The sequence below is a fragment of the Ectothiorhodospira lacustris genome, assembly GCF_022227845.1.
Classification (GTDB): Bacteria; Pseudomonadota; Gammaproteobacteria; order Ectothiorhodospirales; family Ectothiorhodospiraceae; genus Ectothiorhodospira; species Ectothiorhodospira lacustris.
In genome coordinates, this window is record NZ_JAJNQN010000015.1 from 45,045 (window position 1) to 69,780 (window position 24,736).

The following is a 24,736-nucleotide window of genomic DNA, read 5'->3' on the forward strand; positions in this document are numbered from 1 at the left end:
GTCAGGTGATGTCGCTGCGCCGGACGCCCTGCAACAGCGTCCAGCCGTCCTGCTGATCGGCCACGCTCATCTCGAACCAGGAGTCATGGGCGGAAGCGACTTCTTCGGCCTGGCGGTCCAGCAGTCCGGCGAGGATGATGTGTCCTCCCGCCCGGGTGCGTCGACCCAGGGCCGGGGCGAGGGCGATCAGAGGGCCGGCCAGGATGTTGGCCATGGTCAGGTCAAAACGGAGTTCGTCCGGCAGGGCGTCGGGCAGCGCCGCATGCAGTCGTTCCGGGGCGATACCGTTGCGCTGGGCGTTCTCCCGGGTGGCGGTCATGGCCTGAGGGTCGATGTCCACGCCCCAGGCATGACGGGCGCCCAAGGCCAGGGCGCCGATGGCCAAGATGCCCGAGCCGCAGCCGTAATCCAGGACTTCTTGGTCCACGGGGCTGTGCCGGTCCAACCAGCCCAGGCACATGGCCGTGGTGGGATGGGTGCCGGTGCCGAAGGCCAGGCCCGGGTCCAGGCGGATGTTGACCGCCTGTGGGTCCGGTGCCTCGTGCCAGGTGGGGACGATCCACAGGCGCCGCCCGAAGCGGATGGGCTTGAAGTCATCCATGCAGGCCCGCACCCAGTCCTGATCCGGCAAGATCTCGTGGTGGATGCGGGACGGCTCCAGACCGAGTCCCTGGGACAGGGCGGCGGTGAGGGCGGGGATGTCCGCCTCGGCGGCAAACAGCCCGGTCACCAGGGTATCCGGCCATAGGGGGGTTTCCCCCGGCAGGGGTTCCAGCAGGGGGAAATCCCCGGCATCCCGCAGCATCACCGAGATGGCCCCCAGGTCCAGCAGGGCGTCTTCCACGGTCTCGGTTTGCTCGGCTGCGGCCGGAATGGTGATCTGAATCATCAGCTCTGTGCCTTGAGTTTCTTTTCCAGATAGTGGATGTCCGTGCCGCCGTTCTGGAAGGCCACGTCATTGATCAGATCCCGGTGCAGGGGGATGTTGGTCTTGATGCCCTCGATCACGATCTCCGCCAGGGCCCCGCGCATGCGCGACAGGGCGATCTCCCGGGTGGCCCCGTAGCTGATGAGCTTGCCGATCATGGAGTCGTAGTAGGGCGGCACCTTGTAGCCGTTATAGATGTGGGTATCCACGCGGATGCCCGGACCGCCGGGGGCGTGGTACTGGCTGATGGTGCCCGGGGAGGGCATGAAGGTGGTCGGGTCTTCCGCATTGATGCGGCATTCGATGGAATGGCCCTGTATCTTGACCTGATCCTGGGTGAAGCTCAGCGGTTCGCCGGCGGCCACGCGGATCTGCTCCCGTACGATGTCGATACCGGTCACCATCTCGGTCACCGGGTGTTCCACCTGCACGCGGGTGTTCATCTCGATGAAGAAGAACTCCCCGTCCTCGAACAGGAACTCGAAGGTGCCCGCGCCCCGGTAACCGATCCGACGGCAGGCGTCGGCGCAGCGTTCGCCGATGGTGTGACGCTGTTCCTCGGTGATGCCGGGGGCCGGGGCCTCCTCGATCACCTTCTGGTGGCGGCGCTGCATGGAGCAGTCCCGCTCCCCCAGGCTGACGGCGTTGCCGTGTTCGTCGGCGATCACCTGGATCTCCACGTGCCGGGGCCGTTCCAGGTACTTTTCCATGTAGACGGTGGGGTTGTTGAAGGCCGAGGCCGCCTCGTTGCGGGTCAGGGAGATGGCGTTGATGAGGGCACCGTCGGAGTGCACCACCCGCATGCCGCGGCCGCCGCCGCCGCCGGAGGCCTTGATGATGACCGGATATCCGATCTTGCGTGCCAGTTCCAGGTTGGCCTCCGGGTCTTCCCCGAGGGCGCCGCCGGAGCCGGGGACGCAGGGGACGCCGGCGGCGATCATGGCGTCCTTGGCGGAGACCTTGTCACCCATCAGGCGGATGGTCTCGGCCCGGGGGCCGATGAAGACGAAGCCGCTGGATTCCACCCGTTCGGCAAAGTCGGCGTTTTCCGACAGGAAGCCGTAGCCGGGGTGGATGGCCTCGGCATCGGTGACCTCGGCGGCGCTGATGATGGCGGGGATGTTGAGATAGCTCTCGATGGAGCGGGCCGGGCCGATACACACCGACTCGTCCGCCAGACGCACGTGCTTGAGATCCCGGTCCGCGTCGGAATGCACCGCCACGGTCTTGATACCCATCTCGCGACAGGCCCGCAGGATCCGTAGGGCGATCTCACCCCGGTTGGCAATCAGTATCTTGTTGAACATGTGCTTGTTCGGCCCCGCGGTCAGTCAATGATGAACATGGGCTGGCCGTATTCCACCGGCTGTCCGTTTTCCACCAGGATGGCCTTGATCACGCCCGCCTTGTCGGCCTCGATCTGGTTGAGCATCTTCATGGCCTCGATGATGCACAGGGTATCACCGGCGTTCACCGACTGGCCCGCTTCCACAAAGGCGCGGGCGCCGGGGGTGGGGGCGCGGTAGAAGGTGCCCACCATGGGGGCGGTGACCTGGTGGCCGGAGGGCAGGGCGGCAGGCTTGTCTTCCACGGTGGCGGGCGTCGCCGGTGCGGCGGCGGGCGCGGCGCCGGGAACCATGTACTGTTGGGGCGGCATCATGAAGGCGGTGCCGCTGTTGGGGGCTGCCCGGGTAATGCGGACCGATTCTTCACCTTCCTGGATCTCGATCTCGTTGATGCCGGATTCTTCCAGCAGTTCGATCAGTTTCTTGATTTTTCTGATATCCATGGCGTCTCAGCTTCGGTTGGTCAGTTGCATGGCGGCCTGCAGCGCCAGCGCATACCCCTGGGGGCCCAGGCCGATGATGACACCGGCGGCCACGTCGGACAGGTAGGAGTGGTGGCGGAAGGACTCGCGGGCAAATGTGTTGGACAGATGAACTTCAATGAACGGAATGGCCACGCCCAGCAGGGCGTCGCGCAGGGCGATGCTGGTATGGGTATAGGCGCCCGGATTGATCAGGATGCAGTTCACGCCTTGATGGCGGGCGGCGTGGATGCGATCGATCAGGGCGTGCTCCGCGCTGGACTGGAAGGCGTCCAGGTCATGGCCGGCCTGCCGGGCCTGTTCGGTCAGTGCCTGAACGATGTCGTCCAGGGTCCGGTTGCCGTACACGCCGGGTTCACGGGTGCCGAGCAGGTTCAGGTTGGGACCGTTGAGCAGCAGGAACTGGGCCATGGGCTTCACAACATCGCGAGGACTGGAAAATGCCGGGCCTTGCGGGGTGAAACCGCGGTCAGACGCAGGAAAGGTGAATACCCCCAAGGTGCAAGGGATTGTGCCTCAAGGGTGGGGTGGTGTCCAGGGTTTGAACCGAATTATGGGTTTTTTGCCGAAGTTTACGGCATGTTCTAATAATTTTCCGAGAGGTTTTGTGGGATGCTTCGCCGCCTGACTCTCATGCATCTTGATGGCGATGCCCCCCTCATCCCCGGCCCTTCTCCCCCAGGGGGAGAAGGGAGTGTCTGTGGCTGAACCTGGGTTCGTTCACGTTAAAGCAGCGGCTTCAACTCTCGCTCCAGCGTCGCCCGGGTCAGTTCACCTGCATGGATATACCGGATTCGCCCCTCTCGGTCCAGCAGCACACTGTAGGGCAGGCTGCCGAAGCGGTTGCCGTAGCGGCGTGCCACCTCCATGGCAGTGTCCTCACCGATCAGCACCGGGAAATTCACCATATAGGTATCCATGAAGTCCTGCACCGCCTGGTGTTCGTCGATGGCCACGGCCACGATGGTGAAACCGGCGGCCTCATGGTCTTCCTGCATTTCCACGAAGGTGGGTATCTCCTTGCGACAGGGCGGGCACCAGGTGGCCCAGAAGTTGACCAGCACCACCTGATTATCCCATTCGGCGATGGTGCGCTCCCGGCCCTGCATGTCGGGCAGGGTAAAGTCGGGGCGCTGTTGACCCAGCATCCCGGACCCGGTGAGTTCGCCGTCGGCTTGCTTGCCGGAGGAGAACAGGCTGAAACCGAAGCCGGCCGCGGTGCCGGAGATCAGGGCGAGCGCCAGCAGGACCGGTAGCAGATAACGGCGCGAAGGACCGGATTGTGGTGATGACATGCTCAGGATCTCCCCAGGGCGCGGAGCAGATGGTCGGTGAACTGACGGGCGTTCATGTAGCCTACCACCCGTTCATGGGCTAACTCCTGTCCCTGCCCATCATAGAAGACCAGGGCCGGTGGTCCGAACAGGTTGAAGGCCTGCATCAGTTGCCGGTGATCGCCGGTATTGGCGGTGACGTCGGCCTTGAGCAGGCGCACCCCGGACAGGGCCTGGGCCACGTCGCCGTCCTGGAAGGTGGTGCGTTTCATGCGCACGCAGTCCACACACCAGTCGGCATAGAAGTCCAGCATCACCGGCTGACTCAGTTCCCGGGCCTGGGCCAGCTCCCGTTCCAGGTCCGCCAGACTGTCCACCGGGCGAAACGGCAGTTCGGCCTGGACCGTTGCCGAGGTGCCGGTGGTGATGCCGCTCAAGGGCCGCAGTATGTCCCGACCGCCGGAGGCGGCACCGATCATGACCAAGATCCCGTAGATCAGGATCACCAGACCCAGCCCCTTCCACAGCACCCGCCAGCCGCCGGCGTTCTCGGGCAGGGATCTCACCGCGCCCATGTAGACGGCGGAAACGATGAGCAGGGTGGCCCACAGGAACAGGGCGACCTGGGCGGGCACCACCCGCTCCAGCAGCCAGATGCCCATGGCCAGCAGCAGCACGCCGAACACGGCCTTGACCGTATCCATCCAGGCGCCGGCCCGGGGCAGCAACTTGCCGGCGGAGGTGCCGATGATGAGTAGCGGCAGGCCCATGCCCATGCTCAGGGAGAACAGGGCCAGACCGCCGAGCACCGCATCACCGGTCTGGCTGATGTAGATCAGGGCCCCCACCAGAGGGGCGGTGACGCAGGGGCCGACGATCAGGGCCGAGAGAAAGCCCATGATGGCGGCGCCGATGAGGGTCCCTCTCTGCTGTTTGCCGGACAGGGCGGACAGGCGAGTCTGGATGCCGGAGGGCATCTGCAGCTCATAAAAGCCGAACATGGCCAGGGCCAGGGCGACGAAGACGGCCACGAAGCCGCCGATGATCCAGGGGTTCTGGAAGGCCGCCTGGAGGTTGGCCCCCGCCAGGCCGGCGATCACCCCGGCCACGGTGTAGGTCAGCGCCATGGCCAGGACGAAAACCAGGGAGATGAAGAAGGCCTTGCGGGTGGTGAGATCCTTCTGGCCCACGATGATGTTGGACAGGATGGGGATCATGGGTAAGACGCAGGGGGTAAAGGTCAGCAACAGGCCGAAACCGAAGAACACCAGAGCCACCAGCCAGATGCGTCCATCCGCCAACTGGGCGGCGATGCGGTCCTGTTCCGTCACGGGCGGGCCGTCTGCCGCAGGCCGGGGTTCCAGGGCCTGGGGGCCGCGGATGTCGGTGAGATCCAGGCTGACGGTCTGGAAATGGGGGGGGTAGCACACCCCGATGTCGGCACAGCCCTGGGAGCGGGCCTTGAGGGTCAGCGTGTCAGGGGCATCCTCGCCGCGCAGGAGGGGGATGTGGATGCGGATGTCATATCGGTAGGTTTCCACCTGGCCGAAGAATTCGTCTTCCTTGATGACGCCGGCGGGGCGGCGGGGCTCGCCCAGTTCGATGCCCTCGGTCTGCGACTCGAGCCGGAACTGGGCGCCGTAGAGGTAGTAGCCCTCGGCGATGCGCCAGTGGGCCACCGCCGTGTCTTCATCTTCCAGATAGGCATCGAAGGCGAAGGCCTTGTCCGGAGGCAGGAGTTCGTCCCCCATGCCGAACTGGGCGAGAGCGGGGAGGGCCGGCAGCAGCAGTGCCAGCAGCAGGAATCGCAGTGAGCGTCGCATCATGAGTCGGTGTTGTCGTCTATCCAGCGCAGGTAGCCTTCCAGGCCGTGGGTGATTGGAACCGCGATGATCTCCGGAAGTTCATAGGGGTGCAGGGCCTGGATGGTCCTTTGCAGGGTGTCGAAGCCGTCGGCGCGGGACTTGATGAGCAGAATATGTTCGGCGTCTTCCTGGATTTCGCCTTCCCAGACATAGACGGAGGTGGCCGCCGGCAGGATGCTGACGCAGGCGGCCAGGCGTCGCCTGACCAACTCGCCGGCAAGCTCACGGGCGCGGACGGGGTCGTTGAGGGTGGTGAGGATCAATAGTTTGTCGCTCATGGGTGGCCCTTTTCAGATCGGAAAAATGTTCGGATCGGAAGATGCATCGGTCCTCCCTTCTCCCCCGACCCCCGCACATCATCAGGGCAAGACCACCACCGCCGTCAACCCGGCCCGCAGCCCGAGCGCTTCCGGTGGTGAAAACACCACCTCCAGCCTGAAGCGGGGCAAGGACTCGTTCACTGGCTCCAGTCCCAGTCCCAGCACGCGCCCGGCGAGGGGCCGATCCCCCACACGTACCTCCACCTCCGTGCCGGGCGAGAGCCTGTCAAGCAGAGCGGCCTCCACGTCTGCCACCGCCAGCATGCGCCCATCCGCCGCCAGAGTCACCAGCGGCTGTACCCGCAGGGCGTTGTGTACCACTTGGCCGGGGGCAACATGCCGGGCGATCACCCGGGCGTCCATGGGGGCCGTCACCCGGGCATGTTCCAGATCCAGCCGCACCCGGGTCAGGGCCGCCTGCGCCGCCTGATGTTCCGCCTCGGCCATGCGCTGGGCAATCTCGGCCAGGGCCAGTTCCCGCTCAGAGATGAGGGTGCGGTCGTACATCTCCCGGGTTCGCTCGTGCTCCCGGCGGGCTTCGTCCCGGGCCAGTCGCAGCCGGTGCTCCTGGGCGCGGGCCTGTTGTTCCTCCGCCTGCAGGGCGCGGGTGTCCATCTCCACCAGGGGTTGGCCCTGTCGCACCCGGTCCCCCGGGTTTACCAGCACTTTGGTGACGGTGCCGGAGATGGGAGTGCCCAGTTCCAGGCGGTCGGCCCAGGCCAGTCGGGCGGGGACCTCCTCGGCCTGGAGTGCCGGTGCCGTGACCGTCAGCGCCAGCAGGAATAAGATGACCAGGCTGGGGCGAGTCTTGGAACGCATCACGAATCATCCTCCTGCATGGCCGCGGGTGAAAATGGCCCCGGTGCCAGTGGGTCTGCCGTGGCCTGCCCGGTCAGGAGGGCCAGGCGTGCCCAGGCCAGGGCGAGCTGAAACTCCGTGCCGGCGGTGAACAGCATGGCCTCCGACTGCCGGGTCATGGCATCGCCCAGGTCCGTGGCCACTTCCATTTCATAGAGACTGCGGCTGCGATCCAGGTACAGGTCCCGGTAATCCGCCTGCACCCGAGCTTGTTCCCGCTGGATCTTGAGGCGCTGGATCTCCAGCCAGGTCTCCAACACCGCCTGGCGCAGGGACAGGTCGAAATCCTGCAGGCGGGCGCGGGCCTCATGCAGGCCGGCCTGTTCTCGGGCCGTGCGAGCACCCACCCGGCCCCCGTCGTAGAGGGGGATGTCCAGCACCAGCCCCAGGGCAAGGGGGTTGCGGTCGCCGCCGAACTCCCGCTGCCACCAGGCCGCCTGAGCCTCGGCGCTCAGGGTGGGCCTGCGCTCCGCCCGCTCCGCGCCCACCCGGGCCATGGCCGCCTCCACCGTCATGTGCAGGGCCTGGCGTCGAGGGTTGTGGTCCCGGGACAGTGTCCAGAGGATTTCGACATCCGGTAACTCCCGGTCGTTGCCCGCCAGGGCCGGGGTACGCAGACGCCCCGGTACCTGATCCGGCCGTCCCAGCAGGGCCGCCAGGCGCTGGCGGGCGATGCGTGTCTGCTGCCAGCTGGCCAGTCGCTGTAGTCGGGCTGCCTGGTATTGGCTTTCCTGTGCCATCAGGTTGATATCCGAGATCTGTCCCAGGCCATGGCGTTCCCGCAGGCGGTTGAGTTCCACGAAGGCCACCGCCATGGCCTCGTTGTCCCGGGTGTAGGTCAGGTCCGCCAGCAGTACCTCGAAGAAGCCCTGCATGATCCGCAGGCGATGATCGGCCAGGACATGATCCTGTTCCCGCTCCCGGGACAGCACGGCGGATTCGGCGGCCGCCAGGTGATGGCGGCTGCGACCGAAGTCGTGGAGGGTCTTGCGACCGTGGAGGATGGCCCGGGAGTCGTCATGATCCTGCATCGGTGCCAGGTCATTGGGTTCGACCCAACGTGGGTTGAGCTGCAGGCCCAGTGCCAGATCGTTGCGGCTTGCGGCCACCCGGTGCTCGGCCCGTGCGGTGTCAAGCTCGGCACGGGCCAGGGCGAGGCGGGGATGTGCCGGGTCGGCCAGGGCCAGGGCGTCCTCCAGGGTCAGGGGCGAGGGCAGGGGGGTATCGGCACCGGCTGCCGCGCCGGGGAGGCACAGCGCGATCAGCAGGGGCAGAATACGTCGGCTCATAGCCCCCGTGCCTGTTCCTGACGCTCGCGCCGGTAGCGGCTGAAGGGTTGCTCCCGATATTGTCCCTCGACCACGTATTCGCCGAACCAAAGGAATTCCTCGGTCCCCGCGGTAGGGCCGGTCAGACGGGCAATGGGCCGGCCATTGAGGTCAAAGAACTGGAACACCGGTGTGGCCCGGACCCGGTTGTCCTGAAAGGCCCATTCCCTCTGGGTGGTGACATTGCCCTGGAAGTCCGTGATCTCGATGGCCCCTTCCACGTCCACCGCAAAGGCCGCGAAGTGCTCACGGTAATAGTCCTGGACCTCGGGCTGGTTGAGCACGGTGTCCTTCATGCGGTGGCAGAAGGGGCACTCGTCCATCTCGAAGAAGATCAGCACCGCCTTCTTGCCTGCCCCCCGGGCGGTGTCCAGTTCTTCCTGGAAATCCCCGAAGGTGAACTGGAAGAAGTGCTCGTAAGGGTCTTTTTCCAACGCGCGCAGGGACAGGCTCCACAGCAGCGTCAGCAGGCACAGGCCCGTGCCGAGCAATACCCTTGGCAGTGATCCGATAACGGGCATGGCCGGCCTCCAGGCTTCATATTTCCAATTGAGATAAGTCGATAACCTTGTTTTACCCAATCCCGGGGGTGGCTGGCAAGTGGGTGTTTCCAGACCGAGATCCCGAAGAACGAGAACGGTATGCCTTGAATTCATGGGGGCGGGCCGCCAAAGTGACCCTTTGGATATTCTGAACAAGTCTTTTCCGCATCAGCGGGCATCCAGGGGCGCTCGGCGCTTGAACCCAGGGCCTCGCTCGTCATTCCCGCGCAAGCGGGAGTCTAGGTCAGGAAGCGGGCATGGCCTCGGAGTGGTCCACCGGCCGTCATTCCCGCACAGACGGGATCCAGGTGGTCAAGGCCGCGATGGATTCCGGGTGTCGTCATTCCCGCGCAAGCGGGAATCCAGTCGCGGGCTGGAAATTCTGGGCTCCCGCTTTCGCGGGAGTGACGGCAGGGGACGCTTGCGGTGGCGGCAGAGAACGCTTGCAGTGGCGGCAAAGTTGGCTTGTTCAGTGTTTGCTTTTCATTTGTCGGTGCCTCCGATCATGGGTCGGTGTATCCGACGCTCATCCACCACACACGGATATCACCATCATGCCTGTCTTTCCCATCCTGTTGTTGCTGTTCTTCACCATCCCCCTGATCGAGATCTTCGTGCTCATCAAGGTGGGCGGGATCATCGGTGTCTGGGCCACCGTCGGCCTGGTCATCCTCACCGCCGTGATCGGGGCCTACCTGCTCAAGCAGCAGGGCATCGCCACCCTGACTCGGGTCCAGCGCACCATGGACCAGGGGCAGTTGCCGGCCCGGGAACTGGTGGAAGGATTCTTCCTGGTCATCGGCGGTGCCCTGCTGCTGACCCCCGGCTTCTTTACCGACGCCATCGGCTTTGCCTGCCTGATTCCCCTCACCCGTCAACTGCTGGCGGCCTGGATGATCCGGCGCGGGGTTTTCGCCGCCCATACCCATGTCCGTGCTCAGTACCAGGCCCAAGGCCGGCAGCCGCCGGGTCAGGAGCAGCGTGGGCGCACCATCGAGGGAGAATGGGAGCGGGAAGAGCCGGTGCGTCCCGAAGAGGAGCCTCCGGAGCACAAGCGGGGCCAAGAGTAATTGCGCCTGCCCCTTGACATCCGGAAGTCCGCCCCTATTATTGGCACTCACCAAGGGGGAGTGCTAACAGCCCCTGGGATCAGACACAGTCACAGTCAATCCAAAACCTGCTTCTAAGGAGTCAAGGCCCATGAATATCCGTCCATTGCATGATCGGGTGATCATCAAGCGCATGGAAGAAGAGCGCACCAGCCCCGGCGGCATCGTGATCCCCGACAGCGCTGCCGAGAAGCCGATCCGCGGCGAAGTGGTCGCCGTGGGTAAGGGCAAGAGCCTGGAGAATGGCGAAGTGCGCCCGCTGGACCTGAAGGTGGGTGACAAGGTGCTGTTCGGCAAGTACTCCGGTACCGAAGTCAAGGTGGACGGTCAGGAGCTCCTCGTCATGCGCGAGGAAGACGTGATGGCCGTCATCGAAGGCTGATAGCCGGCCCTTCCTGCCCCCCCGCACAGAATATATTTAGAGGATAAGACAAGTATGAGCGCTAAAGAAGTCCGCTTCGGTGATGATGCCCGTGCCCGCATGGTCAAGGGTGTGAACATCCTGGCCAATGCCGTAAAGGTCACCCTGGGTCCCAAGGGCCGCAACGTGGTGCTGGAAAAGTCTTTCGGTGCCCCCACCGTGACCAAGGACGGCGTGTCCGTGGCCAAGGAGATCGAACTGGAAGACAAGTTCGAGAACATGGGTGCCCAGATGGTGAAGGAAGTCTCCTCCCAGACTTCCGATGTGGCCGGTGACGGCACCACCACCGCCACCGTGCTGGCCCAGGCCATCGTCCGCGAAGGCATGAAGGCCGTCACCGCCGGCATGAACCCCATGGACCTGAAGCGCGGTGTCGACAAAGCCGTGATCGCGGCCGTGGCCGAACTGGCCAACCTGTCCAAGCCTTGCACCGACAACAAGGCCATTGCCCAGGTGGGCACCATCTCCGCCAACTCCGATGAGTCCGTGGGCGAGATCATCGCCAGCGCCATGGAAAAGGTGGGCAAGGAAGGCGTGATCACCGTGGAGGAAGGTTCCTCTCTGGAGAACGCCCTGGAAGTGGTGGAAGGCATGCAGTTCGACCGCGGCTACCTGTCCCCCTACTTCGTCAACAACCAGCAGAACATGAGCGCCGAGCTGGATGACTGCTTCGTGCTCCTGTACGACAAGAAGATCGCCAACATCCGCGACCTGCTGCCCGTGCTGGAAGGCGTGGCCAAGTCCGGCAAGCCCCTGCTGATCATCGCCGAAGACATCGAAGGCGAGGCCCTGGCCACCCTGGTGGTCAACTCCATCCGCGGTATCGTCAAGGTGGCTGCCGTCAAGGCCCCCGGTTTCGGTGACCGTCGCAAGGCCATGCTGCAGGATATCGCCATCCTCACCGGCGGCCAGGTCATCTCCGAAGAAGTGGGCCTGTCTCTGGAGAAGGCCAGCATCGACGACCTGGGTATGGCCAAGCGCATCGTGGTCACCAAGGAAAACACCACCATCATCGATGGCGCTGGCAAGCACGACGAGATCAAGGCCCGCGTGGAACAGATCCGTGCCCAGATCGAAGACGCCACCTCCGACTACGACAAGGAAAAGCTGCAGGAGCGTGTCGCCAAGCTGGCCGGCGGCGTGGCCGTGATCAAGGTGGGTGCCGCCACCGAAGTGGAAATGAAAGAGAAGAAGGCCCGCGTGGAAGACGCCCTGCATGCCACCCGTGCCGCGGTGGAAGAAGGCGTGGTCCCCGGTGGTGGTGTGGCTCTGGTACGCGCCCTGGAAGCCATGGGCGAGGTCAAGGGCATCAATCACGATCAGGACATGGGCATTGCCATCGCCAAGCGCGCCATGGAAGAGCCCCTGCGTCAGATCGTGGCCAACTGCGGCGAAGAGCCGGCAGTGGTCATGAACCGGGTGCGTGAGCTCAAGGGCAACCAGGGCTACAACGCCGCCACCGGCGAATTCGGTGACATGATCGAGATGGGCATCCTGGACCCCACCAAGGTGACCCGCACCGCGCTGCAGAACGCCGCTTCCGTGGCCGGTCTGATCATCACCACCGAAGCCATGGTGGCCGAGCTGCCCAAGAAGAACGAGCCCGCAATGCCGGGCGGCGACATGGGCGGCATGGGCGGCATGGGCATGATGTAAGCCCTGCAGTCTGAAAAGACCGCAGTGAATGCCGTCTTTCCATGACGGCAAGCAAAGCCCCGCTTCGTGCGGGGCTTTGTGTTTAGGTTTAATATTGTTGCTGTGGCGTCGCCACGCTATCCGCCCCATTTTCAGGAGAACACACGATATGCGTAAGACAACTTTCGCCGGCACTTTGATACTGGCCTCGTCCCTGCTGGCGGCCGGGACGTCGATGGCCTTTGCGGACGTCGGCTTTGCCTCGGATCCGCGCGGTACCGTCGTGCGTGATGGTTCCGGTGAGTGTGTACGTACGCCCCGCTGGAGCACGGATCGCGCCATTGAAGGCTGTGCCGGGTATGTCGCCCCTGCGCCGGAACCGCGTGTAGAGCGTGCCCCGCCGCCGGCCCCCGCGGCCCCCGCGCCGGAGCCTGTCTATGAAACCATCACCTTGGGCTCCGAAGTGCTGTTTGCCATCGGTAGCCATCAGCTGAACCCGGCTGCCACCAGCGAACTGAACCGGGTGGCCGATCGGATTCGCCAGGCCGGTTCCCGTCTGGAGCGGGTGGTGATCAGTGGTCACACCGACAACACCGGTTCCAGGGCACTGAACGAGCGTCTGTCCAAGGACCGTGCCGAGTCCGTCAAGCGTTTTATGGTGGAGCGCGGCATCCCGGCTCGCCAGATGGAAACTGCCGGTTATGCCTATGACCGTCCGGTGGCCTATAACACCACTGCAGAAGGCCGTACCGCCAACCGGCGCGTCGAGATCCGCATCGAGATGACCGAGCGGGTCAACTAAGTCAAGGGGATACTGAACAAGTCCCTTGTCGCCGGTTTGTTTTTTTTTGTCGTCACTTTGTTTTCTTGGCGTCACTCCCTCTCCTTGCCGTCACTCCCGCGAAAGCGGGAGTCCAGGGGTTTCCAGCAGGTTCCCTCTTGGATTCCCGCTTTCGCGGGAATGACGTACTCATGAGTGGAATGACGTGCTCACGGGAGGGAATGACGTACTCATGAGTGGAATGACGTGCTCACGGGAGGGAATGACGTACTCATGAGTAGAATGATGTGCTCACGGTAGGGAATGACGTGCTCATGAGTAGAATGATGTGCTCATGGGTGGGAAGGACTTGTTCAGGACGTGCATTAAAGCCCCTCTCCCCTTGTGGGAGAGGGGTTGGGGTGAGGGGAGAACGACCACAGGAGTTTCCATCGATCCCGCTCAGGTATTAATCTGGACACCGGTCCTCTTCCGGCAAGCATCATGTCCAGTACCCGTCGTACTTCCCCACATACACTGATCCTGCCCATCACGGGCATGGGCTGTGCCGCCTGCGTCACGCGGGTGGAAGATGCCCTGAAACCTCTTCCGGGCGTCGATACCGTCAGCGTTAACCTGGCCACTGAAAAGGCCTCCGTCACCACTTCGACTTCCCCCGATGTCGCCGCTCTGGTCCAGGCCATCCGCAAATCCGGTTATGACGTGGCCTTCGATACCCTGACCCTGGCCGTCTCCGGGATGAGCTGCGCCGCCTGCAGCAGCCGCGTGCAGAACCTGCTGGAGCGGACTCCGGGCGTGCTGGAGGCCAGCGTCAATCTGGCCACCGGTCAGGCCCGGGTCCGCATCCCTGCCGGCGCCCTCTCCGCCGCGGACCTGGCCCGGCGTATCACCGAGGCCGGCTACGAGAGCCGGGTCCACGAAGCCGGGCCGGATCGGGAAGATCGGGAGCGGGTAGCCCGCAAGCAGGAACTGTCCCGGCTGCGCCGTGCCTTGATCCTGGCGGCTGTCCTCACCCTGCCGGTGCTGGTGCTGGACATGGGGGGACATTTCTTTCCTGCCTTCCATCACATGGTGCATGGGACTCTGGGTACCCAGACCGTGTACCTGCTGTTCTTTCTGCTGGCCACCGGGGTGCAGTTCGGTCCGGGGCTGCGTTTCTATCGCAAGGGCGCCCCGGCCCTGGTCCGGGGCGCGCCGGACATGAACTCCCTGGTCATGCTGGGGACTTCCGCCGCCTATGGCTATTCCGTGGTGGCCACCTTCCTGCCCGGGGTCCTGCCGGCGGGGTCGGTGCATGTCTACTACGAGGCCTCCACGGTGATCATCACCCTGGTGCTGCTGGGGCGCTATTTGGAGGCTCGTGCCAAGGGCGCCACCTCGGAGGCCATCCGCAAGCTCATGGGACTGCGTCCCCGCACCGCCCGAGTTTGGCGTGACGGCGACTGGGCCGAGGTGGATGTGGATCAGGTGCAGCCCGATGACCGGGTCCAGGTGCGGCCCGGAGAGCGCATTCCCGTGGATGGGGTGGTGGAGGAGGGGCGGTCCTGGGTGGACGAGTCCATGATCACCGGCGAGCCGGTGCCGGTGGACAAACAGATCGGCGCCGCCCTGGTGGGCGGCACCATCAATGGCCAGGGGGCCTTGACCCTGAAGGCACAGCGGGTGGGCTCGGACACCGTGCTGGCCCAGATCATCCGCATGGTGGAGTCTGCCCAGGCTGCCCGGCTCCCGATCCAGAACCTGGTGGATCAGGTGACCCGGTATTTCGTCCCGGCGGTGATGGGGATTGCCCTGGTCACGTTCCTGGTCTGGTTCTTCTTCGGTCCCGCACCGGCGCTCACCCTGGCGCTGGTGAACGCAGTGGCCGTCCTCATCATCGCCTGCCCCTGTGCCATGGGGCTGGCCACACCTACCTCCATCATGGTGGGCACCGGCAAGGGAGCGGAGATGGGCGTACTGTTCCGGGGCGGTGACGCCCTGCAGTCCCTGCGGGATGTGCAGGTGGTGGCCCTGGACAAGACCGGCACCCTGACCCAGGGGCGCCCCGAGCTGACCGGGGTCTCGGTGCTGGGGGAGTGGGATGAGGCCGAGGTCCTGACCCTGGCAGCGGCCCTGGAGGCCCGCTCGGAGCATCCTTTGGCCCAGGCTGTGGTGCGTGGTGCCCGGGAGCGGGGGCTGACCCTGCCGGAGGTGGAACATTTCGACTCCTTGAGCGGACGCGGACTCCAGGGCCGGGTGAAGGGCCGTGAGATGGTCATCGGCTCTCCTCGTTTTCTGGCTGAATCGAACATTGATATTGCCGGTACCGAGGCATCCGTGGCCCACCTGGCGGGGCAGGGTGTAACCCCGGTGCTGGTGGCGTTGGGCGGTCGGCCGGCTGCCCTGCTGGGGATCTCCGATCCGCTCAAGCCATCGGCGGTGGCCGCTGTGGCCCGTCTCAAATCTTTGGGGCTCAAGGTGGTGATGGTCACCGGCGATGATGAGCGCACGGCCCGGGCGGTGGCTCGGGATCTGGGGATTGACGAGGTAGTGGCACAGGTGTTGCCGGAAGGGAAAGTGGAGGCGGTGCAGCGCCTGCGGGCTTCGGGCATGAAGGTGGCCTTCGTGGGCGACGGCATCAATGACGCCCCGGCCCTGGCGGCGGCGGATGTGGGTCTGGCCATCGGTTCCGGCACGGATGTGGCCATGGAGTCGGCCTCGGTGGTACTCATGTCCGATGACCTGCGTCACGTGGCCCACGCCATTGCCTTGTCCCGGGCCACCATCCGCAACATCCAGCAGAATCTGTTTTGGGCCTTTGCCTATAACGCCACCTTGTTGCCGGTGGCCGCCGGGGTGCTGTATCCCTTCTTCGGGCTGCTGCTGTCGCCGATGTTCGCGGCGGCAGCCATGTCCCTGTCGTCGGTCTCGGTACTGAGCAACGCGCTGCGGCTCAAGCGTTTTCGGCCGGCAGCATGAATGTGCAGAAATCAGTTGACATGATAATGAGAAAGATTATTATTTAAGGTGTGTGTCGCATTTCTCCTCTTCTCGCACGCTTGGGGCCGGATATCCGGCCCTTTTTTTATGCAGGACATGTCTTCAAGGAACTGCTGACCCTCCCCCAGCCTCCGTTCGTGCGGTTCGTGCGGTTCGTGCGGTTCGTGCGGTTCGTGCGGTTCGTGCGGTTCGTGCCCTTTGCTGTCATTCCTGCCCCCTGTCGTTACTCCTTCTTCCGTGGTCACGCCTTCCCTCCGTCGTCACCCCCGCGAAAGCGGGAGCCCAGGCGTTTCCAGCAGGCTCCCTCTGGATTCCCGCTTTCGCGGGAATGACGTGCCCATAGGCGGGAATGAGGTGCCCATGGGTGCGAGTGACGCGCTCATGGACGGAAATGAGTCTGTTTAGAACATCCTTAAACTCATGCCATTTTTTAATAAGGCTGATAAAGTTTATGCATGGATTTGACTAACCAGATCATCTTCTTCGGCAGCCTCATTCTGTTGGGCAGCGTCCTTTCCAGCGTCATCACGCGACGCCTGGGGGTGCCCCTGTTGCTGGTGTTCCTGTTCATCGGGATGCTCCTCGGCGAGCAGGGACCGGGCGGGATCGAATTCGAAGACATCCAGATGGCCCACCTCTTCGGTAGCCTGGCCCTGGCCATCATCCTCTTTGACGGCGGCATGCGCACCACCATCGACAGCTTCCGGGTGGGACTGCGTCCGGCCCTGGGGTTGGCCACCATCGGGGTGATCATCACCGCCGGCATCACCGGCGCCTTCGCGGCCTGGTGGCTGGAGATCGACTGGATGCTGGGCTTCCTGCTGGGGGCCATCGTCGGTTCCACCGATGCCGCCGCCGTGTTTTCCCTGCTGCATTCCCAGGGCCTGGAACTGAAGCAGCGCGTGGGCTCCACCCTGGAGATCGAGTCCGGCTCCAACGACCCTATGGCCATTTTCCTCACCATCGTGCTCATCGAACTGCTGGTGGGCGGGCACGGCAACATGGGGCTCACCGTGCTGTGGGAGTTCATTCGTCAGATGGGGCTGGGTGCCCTGGTGGGTATTCTGGGTGGCCTGGGGCTGGTCTGGCTCATCAATCGACTGGAGATCTCCCAGGGCCTCTATCCTCTGGTGGCCCTGGCGGGCGGATTGACCATCTTCGGCCTGGCGTCGGTTTTGCAGGGCAGTGGCTTTCTGGCCATCTATCTGGCGGGGCTGGTGGTGGGGAACCGGCCCATGCAGGCCTCCCAGTACGTGAATCGCTTCCATGACGGGATCGCCAGCCTGGCCCAGATCGGCATGTTCCTGATGCTGGGGCTGCTGGTGACCCCCTCGGAACTGATGCCCGTGGCCGTGGATGCCCTGTTGATTGCCGCCGTGCTGATCCTGGTGGCCCGTCCACTGGCGGTCTGGCTGTGCCTGCTGCCCTTCAACTTTCCATGGCGCGAGCAGGTCTTTGTGGGCTGGGTGGGGCTGCGGGGGGCCGTGCCCATCATCCTGGCGTTGTTTCCCATGCTGGCGGGGATCGAGGCGGCGGGGATGCTGTTCAACATCGTCTTCTTCGTGGTCATCATCTCCCTGCTGGTCCAGGGGTGGAGCATCACGCCGGTGGCTCGCTGGCTGCGGCTGGAGGTGCCGCCTACCACCCATGTGGTGCAGCGGGTGGAGCTGAATATCCCCGGTCAGCAGGAACTGGAACTGGTGGCCTACCGGCTGGCGGAGAACACGCCGGTGGTGCGGGAAAAATGGACCAGCTTCACCTTGCCCCGAAGCGTGCGGGTGGTGGCCCACATGCGGGATAAGATCCTGCTGGACGCGTTGAACATGCTGGACTTGCGAGCAGGGGATTACCTCTATCTGCTGGCCTCGCCGGACGACCTGCCGATCCTGGATCGTTTGTTCGTGGCCAGCTCGGCACCGGAACGTTTGTCTGAGCGCAAGTTCTTCGGCGAATTCGTACTCAACGGTTATGCCAAGATGGATGACCTGTCTCTGGTCTACGGGCTCAAGCTGCCGGAGTCCACCAAAGGCATGACGTTGGAGACATTCATCCTGAATCGCCTGAACACCCAGCCGGTCGTGGGGGACCGGCTGCAATGCGGCGAGGTAGAACTGGTGGTGCGGGAAATGTCGGGGGACCGGATTGCCCGGGTGGGCCTGAAGCTCAGCCGCTGACTGTGCCGTTACCCCAGCAGGGACTTGAGGTTGTTCAGATGGGCCTTCCCCGTCAGCCGGACTTCTTCCGGGTCCGGGGGGGTGGCATCGGGCCATTCCATGTGCTCTGCGGGCAGTTCCGCCAGGAAACGGCTTGGCTCGCAGTCCACCGTCTCGCCGAAACGGGTGCGCCGACAGGCATAGGTCAGGGTCAGGGCCTTCCTGGCCCGGGTGATGCCCACGTAGGCCAGGCGCCGTTCCTCCTCCAGGGTATCCTCTTCCAGGCTGACCCGATGGGGCAGCAGTTCTTCCTCCATACCCACCAGGAAGACGCAGGGAAACTCCAGCCCTTTGGCTGCGTGCAGGGTCATCAGATGCACCCCGTCGGCCTCGGTTTCGCCGCCGGCCCGGTCCAGGATATCCATCAGGGTCATGTGGGCCACGATTTCACCGATGTTCTTGCCATCGCCGGTCCCTTCCTTGGCCAGCCGCCCCATCCAGTCCAGCACCTCCTGCACGTTTTCCATGCGTTTAGAGGCCGCCTTGGGATTGGGGCTCTGGTCCAGCAGCCAGGTTTCGTAGTTCATCTCTTCCACCAGGGTACGGGCGACGGTGGCAGGGTCGCCCTGAGACGCTGCCTGGGACTTGTCCTGCAACCACTGGGCAAAGGCCTGCAGCCGCTCCGCCGCCCGGGCGGAAAGGGCCTCCGTCAGGCCGAATTCGAAACAGGCGGTGAACAGGCTGACGTGGCGGCGACCGGCATACTCTCCCAGTTTTTCCAGGGTGGCGGCCCCGATCTCCCGTCGCGGCACATTGACGATGCGCAGGAAGGCGCTGTCGTCATCGGGGTTGGCCAGCAGGCGCAGGTAGGCCAGGATGTCTTTCACTTCCGCCTTCTCGAAGAAGGACTGGCCGCCGCTGACTTTGTAGGGAATGTTGTTTTCCCGCAGCAGTTTTTCAAATACCCGGGCCTGGTGATTACCTCGATAGAGGATGGCGTAGTCCTTGAATTCCAGACGGTGCTTGAATCGGTGCTTCATGATCTCGGTCACCACCCGGGCCGCTTCGTGGTCCGCATCCTTGCAGGGCAGCACCCGGATGGGATCGCCTTGGCCCAGGCCGCTCCACAGGCGCTTTTCAAACACATGGGGATTGTTGGCGATCAGGTGGTTGGCGGTCTGCAGGATGCGGTTGGTGGAGCGGTAGTTCTGCTCCAGCTTGATGATCTTCAGGTGGGGATAGTCCTGTTGCAGGGCCACCAGATTCTCGGGTCGGGCACCGCGCCAGGAATAGATGGACTGGTCGTCGTCGCCCACGGCGGTCAGGCTCGCGTCTACGTCCACCAGCAGGCGGACCAGACGGTACTGACAGGTATTGGTATCCTGATACTCGTCCACCAGCAGGTGGCGCAGGCGATGACGCCAGCGCTCGCGCACCTCCGGGTTTTCTTCCAGCAGGCGCACGGGCAGCACGATCAGGTCATCGAAATCCACGGCGTTGTAGGCCTTGAGCGCCCGCTGGTAGGCGGCATACAGGCGGGCCTGGCCTACCTCCAGGTCGTCCTCGGCCAGGGACAGGGCCTGCTCCGGGCTGAGCAGGTCGTTCTTCCAACGGCTGATGCGGTGGCGGGCGGATTCGGCCTCCACCGCATCGTCGTCCCGGTGGGTGAGTTGCTTGAGCAGGGCCAGGGCGTCGGCGGCATCGAAGATGGAAAATCCCGCCTTGTAGCCCAGGGTCTTGATCTCCTTGCGAATGAAGTCCAGACCCAGGGTATGGAAAGTGGAGACCGTCAGGCCCTTGCTCTCGTCCCGGGACAGCAGTTTTCCGGCGCGGGCTTTCATCTCCCGGGCGGCCTTGTTGGTGAAGGTGATGGCGGCGATCCGTTTCGGGGACAGGCCCCGATGACGGATCAGATGGGCGATCTTTTCCGTGATCACCCGGGTCTTGCCGCTGCCGGCGCCGGCCAGCACCAGCAAGGGGCCATCCACGTACTCGATGGCGGCGCGTTGTTGCGGGTTGAGGGTGTCCATGGCGACGGGGGTATGGGACGGGGCGGCATTCTATCAAATTATCAAAGCTTCAAAGCTTCAAAGCTTCAAAGCTTCAAAGCTTCAAAGCTTCAAAGCTTCAAAGCTTCAGGGCTTCAGGGCTTCAGGGCTTCAGGGCTTCAGGGCTTCAGGACACTTTCATGGATATCGACACCGCCGGCTGGCTGGACATCGCAACACGGATTCCTTCTCCCAACCAGGACGCCCGTCCTTCGGGGATGTCTCCGGGGCTCATCGTCATCCACGCCATCAGCCTGCCGCCGGGGGAGTTTGGTGGTCCCTGGATCGACCGGCTGTTCACCAATACCCTGCCGCCGGAGGGGCATCCCTATTTTGCGCAGATCCAGGGGCTCAAGGTCTCCGCCCATGTCCTGATCCGGCGTGATGGTGAACTGGTGCAGTATGTCCCTTTTCTCCAGCGGGCCTGGCATGCGGGGGCGTCCTGTTTCCAGGGGAGGGAACGCTGTAATGACTTTTCCATCGGCATTGAGCTGGAAGGCAGTGATGTTCATCCCTTCACTTGCGCCCAGTATGAGCGGCTTGCCGAACTCATCGCTGCCTTGAAAAAAAACTATGCCGGTCTGGCCGATACCCCCGTGGTTGGTCACTCAGATATCGCTCCAGGCCGAAAGACTGATCCAGGACCTTGTTTTGAATGGTCCAGGTTGCAAGTATTGCTGGATGATCCGACCAGCCCCCGAGCATAGGATGTTCCAAATCCGTCATTCCCGCGAAAGCGGGAATCCAGTCGCAGGCTGGGGGTTCTGGGCTCCCGCTTTCGCGGGAGCGACGGCCAATGAGGGGGTGACGGTTCCAAATCCGTCATTCCCGCGAAAGCGGGAATCCAGTCGCAGGCTGGGGGTTCTGGGCTCCCGCTTTCGCGGGAGCGACGGCCAATGAGGGGGTGACGGTTCCAAATCCGTCATTCCCGCGAAAGCGGGGATCCAGTCGCAGGCTGGGGGCCCTGGGCTCCCGCTTTCGCGGGAGTGAAGGTAATTTCGGAAGTGACGGTAAAGCTCGGGGGTGACGGCAACGGGCTTTTCAGAACTTCCTGTTAAGTAAATCCAAGTTTTTTGCTTGGAGAAAAATCATGTGATTTCGTAGTAAATCCATCATCACCGGAACTTGCAAGCAGAATTTTTAGCGACGAAACTTTAGTCACCTTTTGAAACCCGGGAAGCCCGCCATGTCACTGTTCATCATACTTGTCACGCTATTTATCGAACGCTTCACCAATGCTATAGAAAACCTGAGAAACTTTGCCTGGCTGGATCGATATACTGCCTTGGTACGCGGTCGTTGCGAGGGTTTCGGCCTTGGCAGCACCCCCACCCTGGTCATCGCCGTGGCCATTCCACTGGTGGTGCTGGTCATCCTCATGCAGCTCATCGGCGGCATACTGGGTGGCCTGGTCGGTGTGCTCATCGCTCTGGCCGTACTGTTGTTCAGCATCGGACCCCGCAACCTGAGCAAGGAAGTGGATGCCTTCCTGGAGGCCGGTGCCATGAAGGATGAGGAGCGGGAGATGAAGCATGCCCGCAACCTCCTGGGTGACCAGGTCCCGGATGACGCCGCCGAACGTGCACGCGCCGTCCTGCAGAGAATGCTCATCGGCAGCAACAGCAGTCTCTTCGCCGTGTTGTTCTGGTTCGTGGTACTGGGTCCCGTCGGCGCCCTGCTGTATCGCCTGGCCAATCTGATGCGCGCCCCCGAGGGGGCGGAGCCGGATGGATTCCAGCAGACAGCCACCCAGCTCCAGGGACTGCTGGACTGGATTCCCGCCCGCCTGGTGGCCCTGTTCTACGCCCTCACCGGCAGTTTCGACCGGTCCTTCCCCGTGCTGCGTACCGGTGTCTTGGGCAGCTGGGGCAACATGGCCGCCGAGAACGAGGCCCTGCTGCGTGATGCCGGTTGCGAGGCCATCCAGCTCAGCGAAGAAGAGCTCAAGGAACCCCTGCAGGCCCGGTCTGCCGTGGAGCGCGCCTCCAGTCTGGTATTCCGCAGCCTGATTGCCTTCGTGGCCATCCTGGCGCTGTTGACCATCGTCGGGCTGAGCAGCTAGCCCTTGTCGTTCGATGCCCCTGCCGGGCCATGGAGTCCCGGCAGGGCAGGACTGTCCTGAATGATCCGTATCGATTTTCTGCGCCACGGCGAACCGACCGGTGGCGAACGCTATCGCGGCAGCGGCGTGGATGACCCCCTCAGCGAGACGGGTCTGGAGCAGATGTGGCAGGCCGTGGGGGGGCGTGCACCAACCTCGGTGCCCTGGACCCGGATCATCAGCTCTCCCATGCGTCGTTGTCTGGATTTTGCAGCGCCACTGTCCCGTACCCTGAATCTGCCGCTCACTCAAGTGCCGGATCTGCGGGAAGTGGGATTCGGTAGTTGGGAGGGCCGCACCCCGGAGGATCTTCGCAGGAACAGCCCGGAGGAGTTCCTCGCCTTTTTCCATGATCCCATGCACGCCCGCCCCCGGGGCGCCGAGCCCCTGGACGACTTTCGCCGACGGGTTGATGGGGCGCTGGACGAGATGCTGCGTCAGCATGCCGGAGAGCACCTGCTGGTGGTGACCCACGCGGGCGTGATCCGGGCGGTCATCTGCGCCGCGCTGGAGGTGCCCACAGAGGCCATGTACCGCATCAGGATCCCTTACGCGGGCGCTACGCGCCTGCGGCGGGATGATCGGGGCATGATGTTGGAATTCGTCAATCGCCGGCATCCGGCCGACTCCGCCTGACCGCGGTCCCTGCGGCTCGTGCTAACCTTGCGCCCTTTCCATACCTGCCGGGAGATGCCATGACCCCATTCCTGAAGACCGCCATCGACGCTGCCCTGAGCGCCCAGGACGTGATCCAGCGCTACTATCGCCAGGATGTGGTGGTGGAGATCAAGCCGGACCAGACACCGGTGACGGTGGCCGATCTGGAATCGGAAAAGGCCATCAAGTCCATCATCACCGCCGCCTTTCCCGACCACGGTATCTACGGCGAAGAGACCGGCCAGGAGCGCATGGATTCAGATTACCTGTGGCTCATCGACCCCATCGACGGCACCAAAAGCTTCGTGCGTCGCTATCCCTTCTTCTCGACTCAGATCGCCCTGCGCCGCGACGGCGAATTGGTGGCCGGAGTCTCTAATGCCCCCGAGTTCGAGGAAATGGCCTACGCGGAAACGGGGGAGGGTGCCTTCCTGGCGGGGGAGGCCATTCGGGTGAGCGACATTCGCACCCTGGAAGCCGCGACCCTGTCCATCGGCAACGTCAAGACCCTGGCGGGCGGTCCCGGCTGGCAGGGGCTGGCGCAGATCGTTCAGCAGGTGAACCGGACCCGGGGTTATGGGGATTTCTACCACTACCACCTGCTGGCTTCGGGGCGTATCGATCTGGTCGTGGAGTCGGATGTCAACATCCTGGATATCGCCGCACTGGCGGTGATCGTACGTGAGGCGGGGGGTATCTTCACCGACCTTCAGGGTGGTCCCCTGACCCTGGAAACTACCAGCGTGCTGGCGGCGGCTACCCCGGAACTTCACACCGAGGCCCTGGCCCTGCTCAACCCGTAAGAAAGCCGGGCCTGCCGGGTAGTGAGGGCCGTTTTGAAAGACTCTCCTTCACCGTCGCTCCCGCAATGGACTCAAGAGAAGTGGCTTTCATATCCGTGAGGGCCACTTTGAAAGCGCTTTTTCACCGTCACTCCCGCGAAAGCGGGAGTCCAAGGCTGTCAGTCCGCGACTGGTTTCCCGCTTTCGCGGGAATGACGGGCTTTTATGTCCGTGGGAATGACTGATTGATGCCCGCGGGAATGACGGACCTACAACCGATGTTTGCCGGGATGCGTGGCTCGGGGCGCCTTCAGGTGGTTACGGGTGTCCAGATGCCGTTGATCAGCCCTTCCCCCGGCTGGAAGCGGTTCTTGTAGGCCATCTTGGGGCTCTGGGCATTCCAGTAGCCCAGATAGACGTGGGGCAGGCCTTCTTCCCGTGCACGCCGGATCTGCCATAGTATCGCCAAGGTGCCCAGGCTGCGCGCCCGGGCCGCTGGATCAAAGAAGGTATAGACCGCCGACAGGGCGTCCGGCAGCCGGTCGACCACCGCCACGCCCAGCAGTCTGCCGTCTTCCCTGAACTCCACCAGCCAGGTGCGGCACCATCGGCTGGTCACGAATCCCAGATAGCTTTCCGGTGTGGGGTTGTCCATGCCGCCGCCTCGGTGGCGTTGAGTCACATAGAGCGTGTACAGGTGATAGTGTTCTGAATCAAATCCCGCCTCATGGGTGATGATCGAGAGCCCCTCGTTACGCTTGAGCGCACGACGCTGACTGCGATCCGGCGTGAAGTGCGCCACGGGTATCCGATAGGGGACGCAGGCCCGGCAGTGGGGACATTGATGGCGGTACACATGATTGCCGCTACGGCGAAAGCCGTTGTGAAGCAGTTCCCCGTAGATCCCGACATCCATCGGCCCGCCCGGATCGGCAAACAGGCTCACCATTTTCCTGTCCTCCAGGTATGGGCAGGTATCCGGCGCCGTGGCATAGAAGATCAGAGATTCATGTTGAGACACGGTGCGAGTCCGGATCTTTTTGCAAGACAAAAAAAGGGCCGCCAGCGGCAGCCCGAACCGTGTGAGGATGGAGACCCGCAAATAACAGCGGGACAATGGCCAAGGA

The 24,736-nt window shown here is 63.6% G+C and carries 22 protein-coding genes; 10 read left to right on the top strand and 12 right to left on the bottom strand.

Going from position 1 to position 24,736, the window contains the following annotated elements; all coding sequences use genetic code 11:
- Window position 1: 1 nt before the first annotated feature.
- The 10 genes from prmA to LQ956_RS11485 form a co-directional block, all read right to left on the bottom strand.
- Window positions 2–889 (bottom strand): 50S ribosomal protein L11 methyltransferase, encoded by an 888-nt coding sequence (prmA, locus tag LQ956_RS11440; RefSeq protein ID WP_238622870.1) that lies wholly within the window; start codon window positions 887–889, stop codon window positions 2–4.
- Window positions 889–2,235 (bottom strand): acetyl-CoA carboxylase biotin carboxylase subunit, encoded by a 1,347-nt coding sequence (accC, locus tag LQ956_RS11445; protein ID WP_238622869.1) that lies wholly within the window; start codon window positions 2,233–2,235, stop codon window positions 889–891. Before accC ends, prmA begins: the two co-directional genes overlap by 1 nt.
- Window positions 2,236–2,255: 20 nt before the next feature.
- Complete coding sequence (accB, locus tag LQ956_RS11450; protein WP_238622868.1) at window positions 2,256–2,717, bottom strand: acetyl-CoA carboxylase biotin carboxyl carrier protein; 462 nt, start codon at window positions 2,715–2,717, stop codon at window positions 2,256–2,258.
- Between the two features lie 6 nt (window positions 2,718–2,723).
- Window positions 2,724–3,167, bottom strand: coding sequence for a type II 3-dehydroquinate dehydratase (gene aroQ / locus LQ956_RS11455; RefSeq protein WP_238622867.1), 444 nt, complete (start codon window positions 3,165–3,167; stop codon window positions 2,724–2,726).
- 314 nt (window positions 3,168–3,481) lie between these two features.
- Window positions 3,482–4,051: a TlpA family protein disulfide reductase gene (locus tag LQ956_RS11460; protein WP_238630032.1), complete on the bottom strand. Its 570-nt coding sequence runs from the start codon at window positions 4,049–4,051 to the stop codon at window positions 3,482–3,484.
- Window positions 4,052–4,053: 2 nt separating this feature from the next.
- The gene (gene dsbD / locus LQ956_RS11465; RefSeq protein ID WP_238622865.1) at window positions 4,054–5,856 is read right to left on the bottom strand and encodes a protein-disulfide reductase DsbD; all 1,803 of its coding nucleotides are present in this window, start codon (window positions 5,854–5,856) and stop codon (window positions 4,054–4,056) included.
- The gene (cutA, locus tag LQ956_RS11470) at window positions 5,853–6,173 is read right to left on the bottom strand and encodes a divalent-cation tolerance protein CutA (protein WP_238622864.1); all 321 of its coding nucleotides are present in this window, start codon (window positions 6,171–6,173) and stop codon (window positions 5,853–5,855) included. Before cutA ends, dsbD begins: the two co-directional genes overlap by 4 nt.
- A gap of 81 nt (window positions 6,174–6,254) precedes the next feature.
- Window positions 6,255–7,034: an efflux RND transporter periplasmic adaptor subunit gene (locus LQ956_RS11475; RefSeq protein ID WP_238630031.1), complete on the bottom strand. Its 780-nt coding sequence runs from the start codon at window positions 7,032–7,034 to the stop codon at window positions 6,255–6,257.
- Window positions 7,034–8,362 (bottom strand): TolC family protein, encoded by a 1,329-nt coding sequence (locus tag LQ956_RS11480; RefSeq protein WP_238622863.1) that lies wholly within the window; start codon window positions 8,360–8,362, stop codon window positions 7,034–7,036. Before LQ956_RS11480 ends, LQ956_RS11475 begins: the two co-directional genes overlap by 1 nt.
- Window positions 8,359–8,922, bottom strand: a complete 564-nt coding sequence (locus LQ956_RS11485) for a thioredoxin family protein (protein WP_238630030.1) — start codon at window positions 8,920–8,922, stop codon at window positions 8,359–8,361. The genes LQ956_RS11480 and LQ956_RS11485 overlap by 4 nt, the downstream gene beginning before the upstream one ends.
- 575 nt (window positions 8,923–9,497) lie before the next feature.
- Here LQ956_RS11485 and LQ956_RS11490 point away from each other — a divergent pair.
- From LQ956_RS11490 to LQ956_RS11515, 6 genes are all read left to right on the top strand, one after another.
- On the top strand, window positions 9,498–10,013 hold the full coding sequence (locus tag LQ956_RS11490; protein WP_238630029.1) for an FxsA family protein: 516 nt from the start codon (window positions 9,498–9,500) through the stop codon (window positions 10,011–10,013).
- Between the two features lie 130 nt (window positions 10,014–10,143).
- A complete protein-coding gene (groES, locus tag LQ956_RS11495; protein WP_238622860.1) occupies window positions 10,144–10,434 on the top strand; it encodes a co-chaperone GroES in 291 nt (96 codons plus the stop codon).
- Between the two features lie 54 nt (window positions 10,435–10,488).
- Window positions 10,489–12,129 (top strand): chaperonin GroEL, encoded by a 1,641-nt coding sequence (gene groL / locus LQ956_RS11500; RefSeq protein WP_238622859.1) that lies wholly within the window; start codon window positions 10,489–10,491, stop codon window positions 12,127–12,129.
- A gap of 148 nt (window positions 12,130–12,277) precedes the next feature.
- Window positions 12,278–12,910, top strand: a complete 633-nt coding sequence (locus tag LQ956_RS11505; protein ID WP_238622858.1) for an OmpA family protein — start codon at window positions 12,278–12,280, stop codon at window positions 12,908–12,910.
- Between the two features lie 462 nt (window positions 12,911–13,372).
- Window positions 13,373–15,847: a heavy metal translocating P-type ATPase gene (locus tag LQ956_RS11510; protein WP_238630028.1), complete on the top strand. Its 2,475-nt coding sequence runs from the start codon at window positions 13,373–13,375 to the stop codon at window positions 15,845–15,847.
- 476 nt (window positions 15,848–16,323) lie between these two features.
- On the top strand, window positions 16,324–18,042 hold the full coding sequence (locus LQ956_RS11515) for a potassium/proton antiporter (protein ID WP_238622122.1): 1,719 nt from the start codon (window positions 16,324–16,326) through the stop codon (window positions 18,040–18,042).
- Window positions 18,043–18,050: 8 nt separating this feature from the next.
- On the opposite strand, the gene rep is transcribed toward LQ956_RS11515, so the two are convergent.
- Window positions 18,051–20,051, bottom strand: coding sequence for a DNA helicase Rep (rep, locus tag LQ956_RS11520; RefSeq protein ID WP_238630027.1), 2,001 nt, complete (start codon window positions 20,049–20,051; stop codon window positions 18,051–18,053).
- A 158-nt stretch (window positions 20,052–20,209) separates the two neighbouring features.
- Here rep and ampD point away from each other — a divergent pair, with 158 nt between their 5' ends.
- The 4 genes from ampD to LQ956_RS11540 all read left to right on the top strand — a co-directional run bounded on the left by ampD (window position 20,210) and on the right by LQ956_RS11540 (window position 23,630).
- Window positions 20,210–20,776, top strand: coding sequence for a 1,6-anhydro-N-acetylmuramyl-L-alanine amidase AmpD (gene ampD, locus LQ956_RS11525; RefSeq protein WP_238622124.1), 567 nt, complete (start codon window positions 20,210–20,212; stop codon window positions 20,774–20,776).
- A gap of 479 nt (window positions 20,777–21,255) precedes the next feature.
- A complete protein-coding gene (gene ampE / locus LQ956_RS11530) occupies window positions 21,256–22,131 on the top strand; it encodes a regulatory signaling modulator protein AmpE (protein ID WP_238622125.1) in 876 nt (291 codons plus the stop codon).
- Window positions 22,132–22,194: 63 nt separating this feature from the next.
- A complete protein-coding gene (locus LQ956_RS11535) occupies window positions 22,195–22,806 on the top strand; it encodes a histidine phosphatase family protein (RefSeq protein ID WP_238630048.1) in 612 nt (203 codons plus the stop codon).
- Between the two features lie 59 nt (window positions 22,807–22,865).
- Window positions 22,866–23,630, top strand: a complete 765-nt coding sequence (locus LQ956_RS11540; RefSeq protein ID WP_238622126.1) for an inositol monophosphatase family protein — start codon at window positions 22,866–22,868, stop codon at window positions 23,628–23,630.
- A 289-nt stretch (window positions 23,631–23,919) separates the two neighbouring features.
- Here LQ956_RS11540 and LQ956_RS11545 read toward each other — a convergent pair whose 3' ends face one another.
- On the bottom strand, window positions 23,920–24,630 hold the full coding sequence (locus LQ956_RS11545) for an arginyltransferase (RefSeq protein WP_238630026.1): 711 nt from the start codon (window positions 24,628–24,630) through the stop codon (window positions 23,920–23,922).
- Between the last annotated feature and the right edge of the window lie 106 nt (window positions 24,631–24,736).

Bases quoted from the DNA above. Each gene is read 5' to 3' on its own strand.
- cutA (WP_238622864.1), bottom strand. From the start codon at position 6,173: ATGAGCGACAAACTATTGATCCTCACCACCCTCAACGACCCCGTCCGC.
- LQ956_RS11460 (WP_238630032.1), bottom strand. From the start codon at position 4,051: ATGTCATCACCACAATCCGGTCCTTCGCGCCGTTATCTGCTACCGGTC.
- dsbD (WP_238622865.1), bottom strand. From the start codon at position 5,856: ATGATGCGACGCTCACTGCGATTCCTGCTGCTGGCACTGCTGCTGCCG.
- aroQ (WP_238622867.1), bottom strand. From the start codon at position 3,167: ATGGCCCAGTTCCTGCTGCTCAACGGTCCCAACCTGAACCTGCTCGGC.
- LQ956_RS11515 (WP_238622122.1), top strand. From the start codon at position 16,324: ATGGATTTGACTAACCAGATCATCTTCTTCGGCAGCCTCATTCTGTTG.
- LQ956_RS11510 (WP_238630028.1), top strand. From the start codon at position 13,373: ATGTCCAGTACCCGTCGTACTTCCCCACATACACTGATCCTGCCCATC.
- LQ956_RS11480 (WP_238622863.1), bottom strand. From the start codon at position 8,362: ATGAGCCGACGTATTCTGCCCCTGCTGATCGCGCTGTGCCTCCCCGGC.
- groL (WP_238622859.1), top strand. From the start codon at position 10,489: ATGAGCGCTAAAGAAGTCCGCTTCGGTGATGATGCCCGTGCCCGCATG.
- groES (WP_238622860.1), top strand. From the start codon at position 10,144: ATGAATATCCGTCCATTGCATGATCGGGTGATCATCAAGCGCATGGAA.
- LQ956_RS11505 (WP_238622858.1), top strand. From the start codon at position 12,278: ATGCGTAAGACAACTTTCGCCGGCACTTTGATACTGGCCTCGTCCCTG.
- accC (WP_238622869.1), bottom strand. From the start codon at position 2,235: ATGTTCAACAAGATACTGATTGCCAACCGGGGTGAGATCGCCCTACGG.
- accB (WP_238622868.1), bottom strand. From the start codon at position 2,717: ATGGATATCAGAAAAATCAAGAAACTGATCGAACTGCTGGAAGAATCC.
- LQ956_RS11540 (WP_238622126.1), top strand. From the start codon at position 22,866: ATGACCCCATTCCTGAAGACCGCCATCGACGCTGCCCTGAGCGCCCAG.
- rep (WP_238630027.1), bottom strand. From the start codon at position 20,051: ATGGACACCCTCAACCCGCAACAACGCGCCGCCATCGAGTACGTGGAT.
- prmA (WP_238622870.1), bottom strand. From the start codon at position 889: ATGATTCAGATCACCATTCCGGCCGCAGCCGAGCAAACCGAGACCGTG.
- LQ956_RS11475 (WP_238630031.1), bottom strand. From the start codon at position 7,034: ATGCGTTCCAAGACTCGCCCCAGCCTGGTCATCTTATTCCTGCTGGCG.
- LQ956_RS11490 (WP_238630029.1), top strand. From the start codon at position 9,498: ATGCCTGTCTTTCCCATCCTGTTGTTGCTGTTCTTCACCATCCCCCTG.
- ampD (WP_238622124.1), top strand. From the start codon at position 20,210: ATGGATATCGACACCGCCGGCTGGCTGGACATCGCAACACGGATTCCT.
- LQ956_RS11485 (WP_238630030.1), bottom strand. From the start codon at position 8,922: ATGCCCGTTATCGGATCACTGCCAAGGGTATTGCTCGGCACGGGCCTG.
- ampE (WP_238622125.1), top strand. From the start codon at position 21,256: ATGTCACTGTTCATCATACTTGTCACGCTATTTATCGAACGCTTCACC.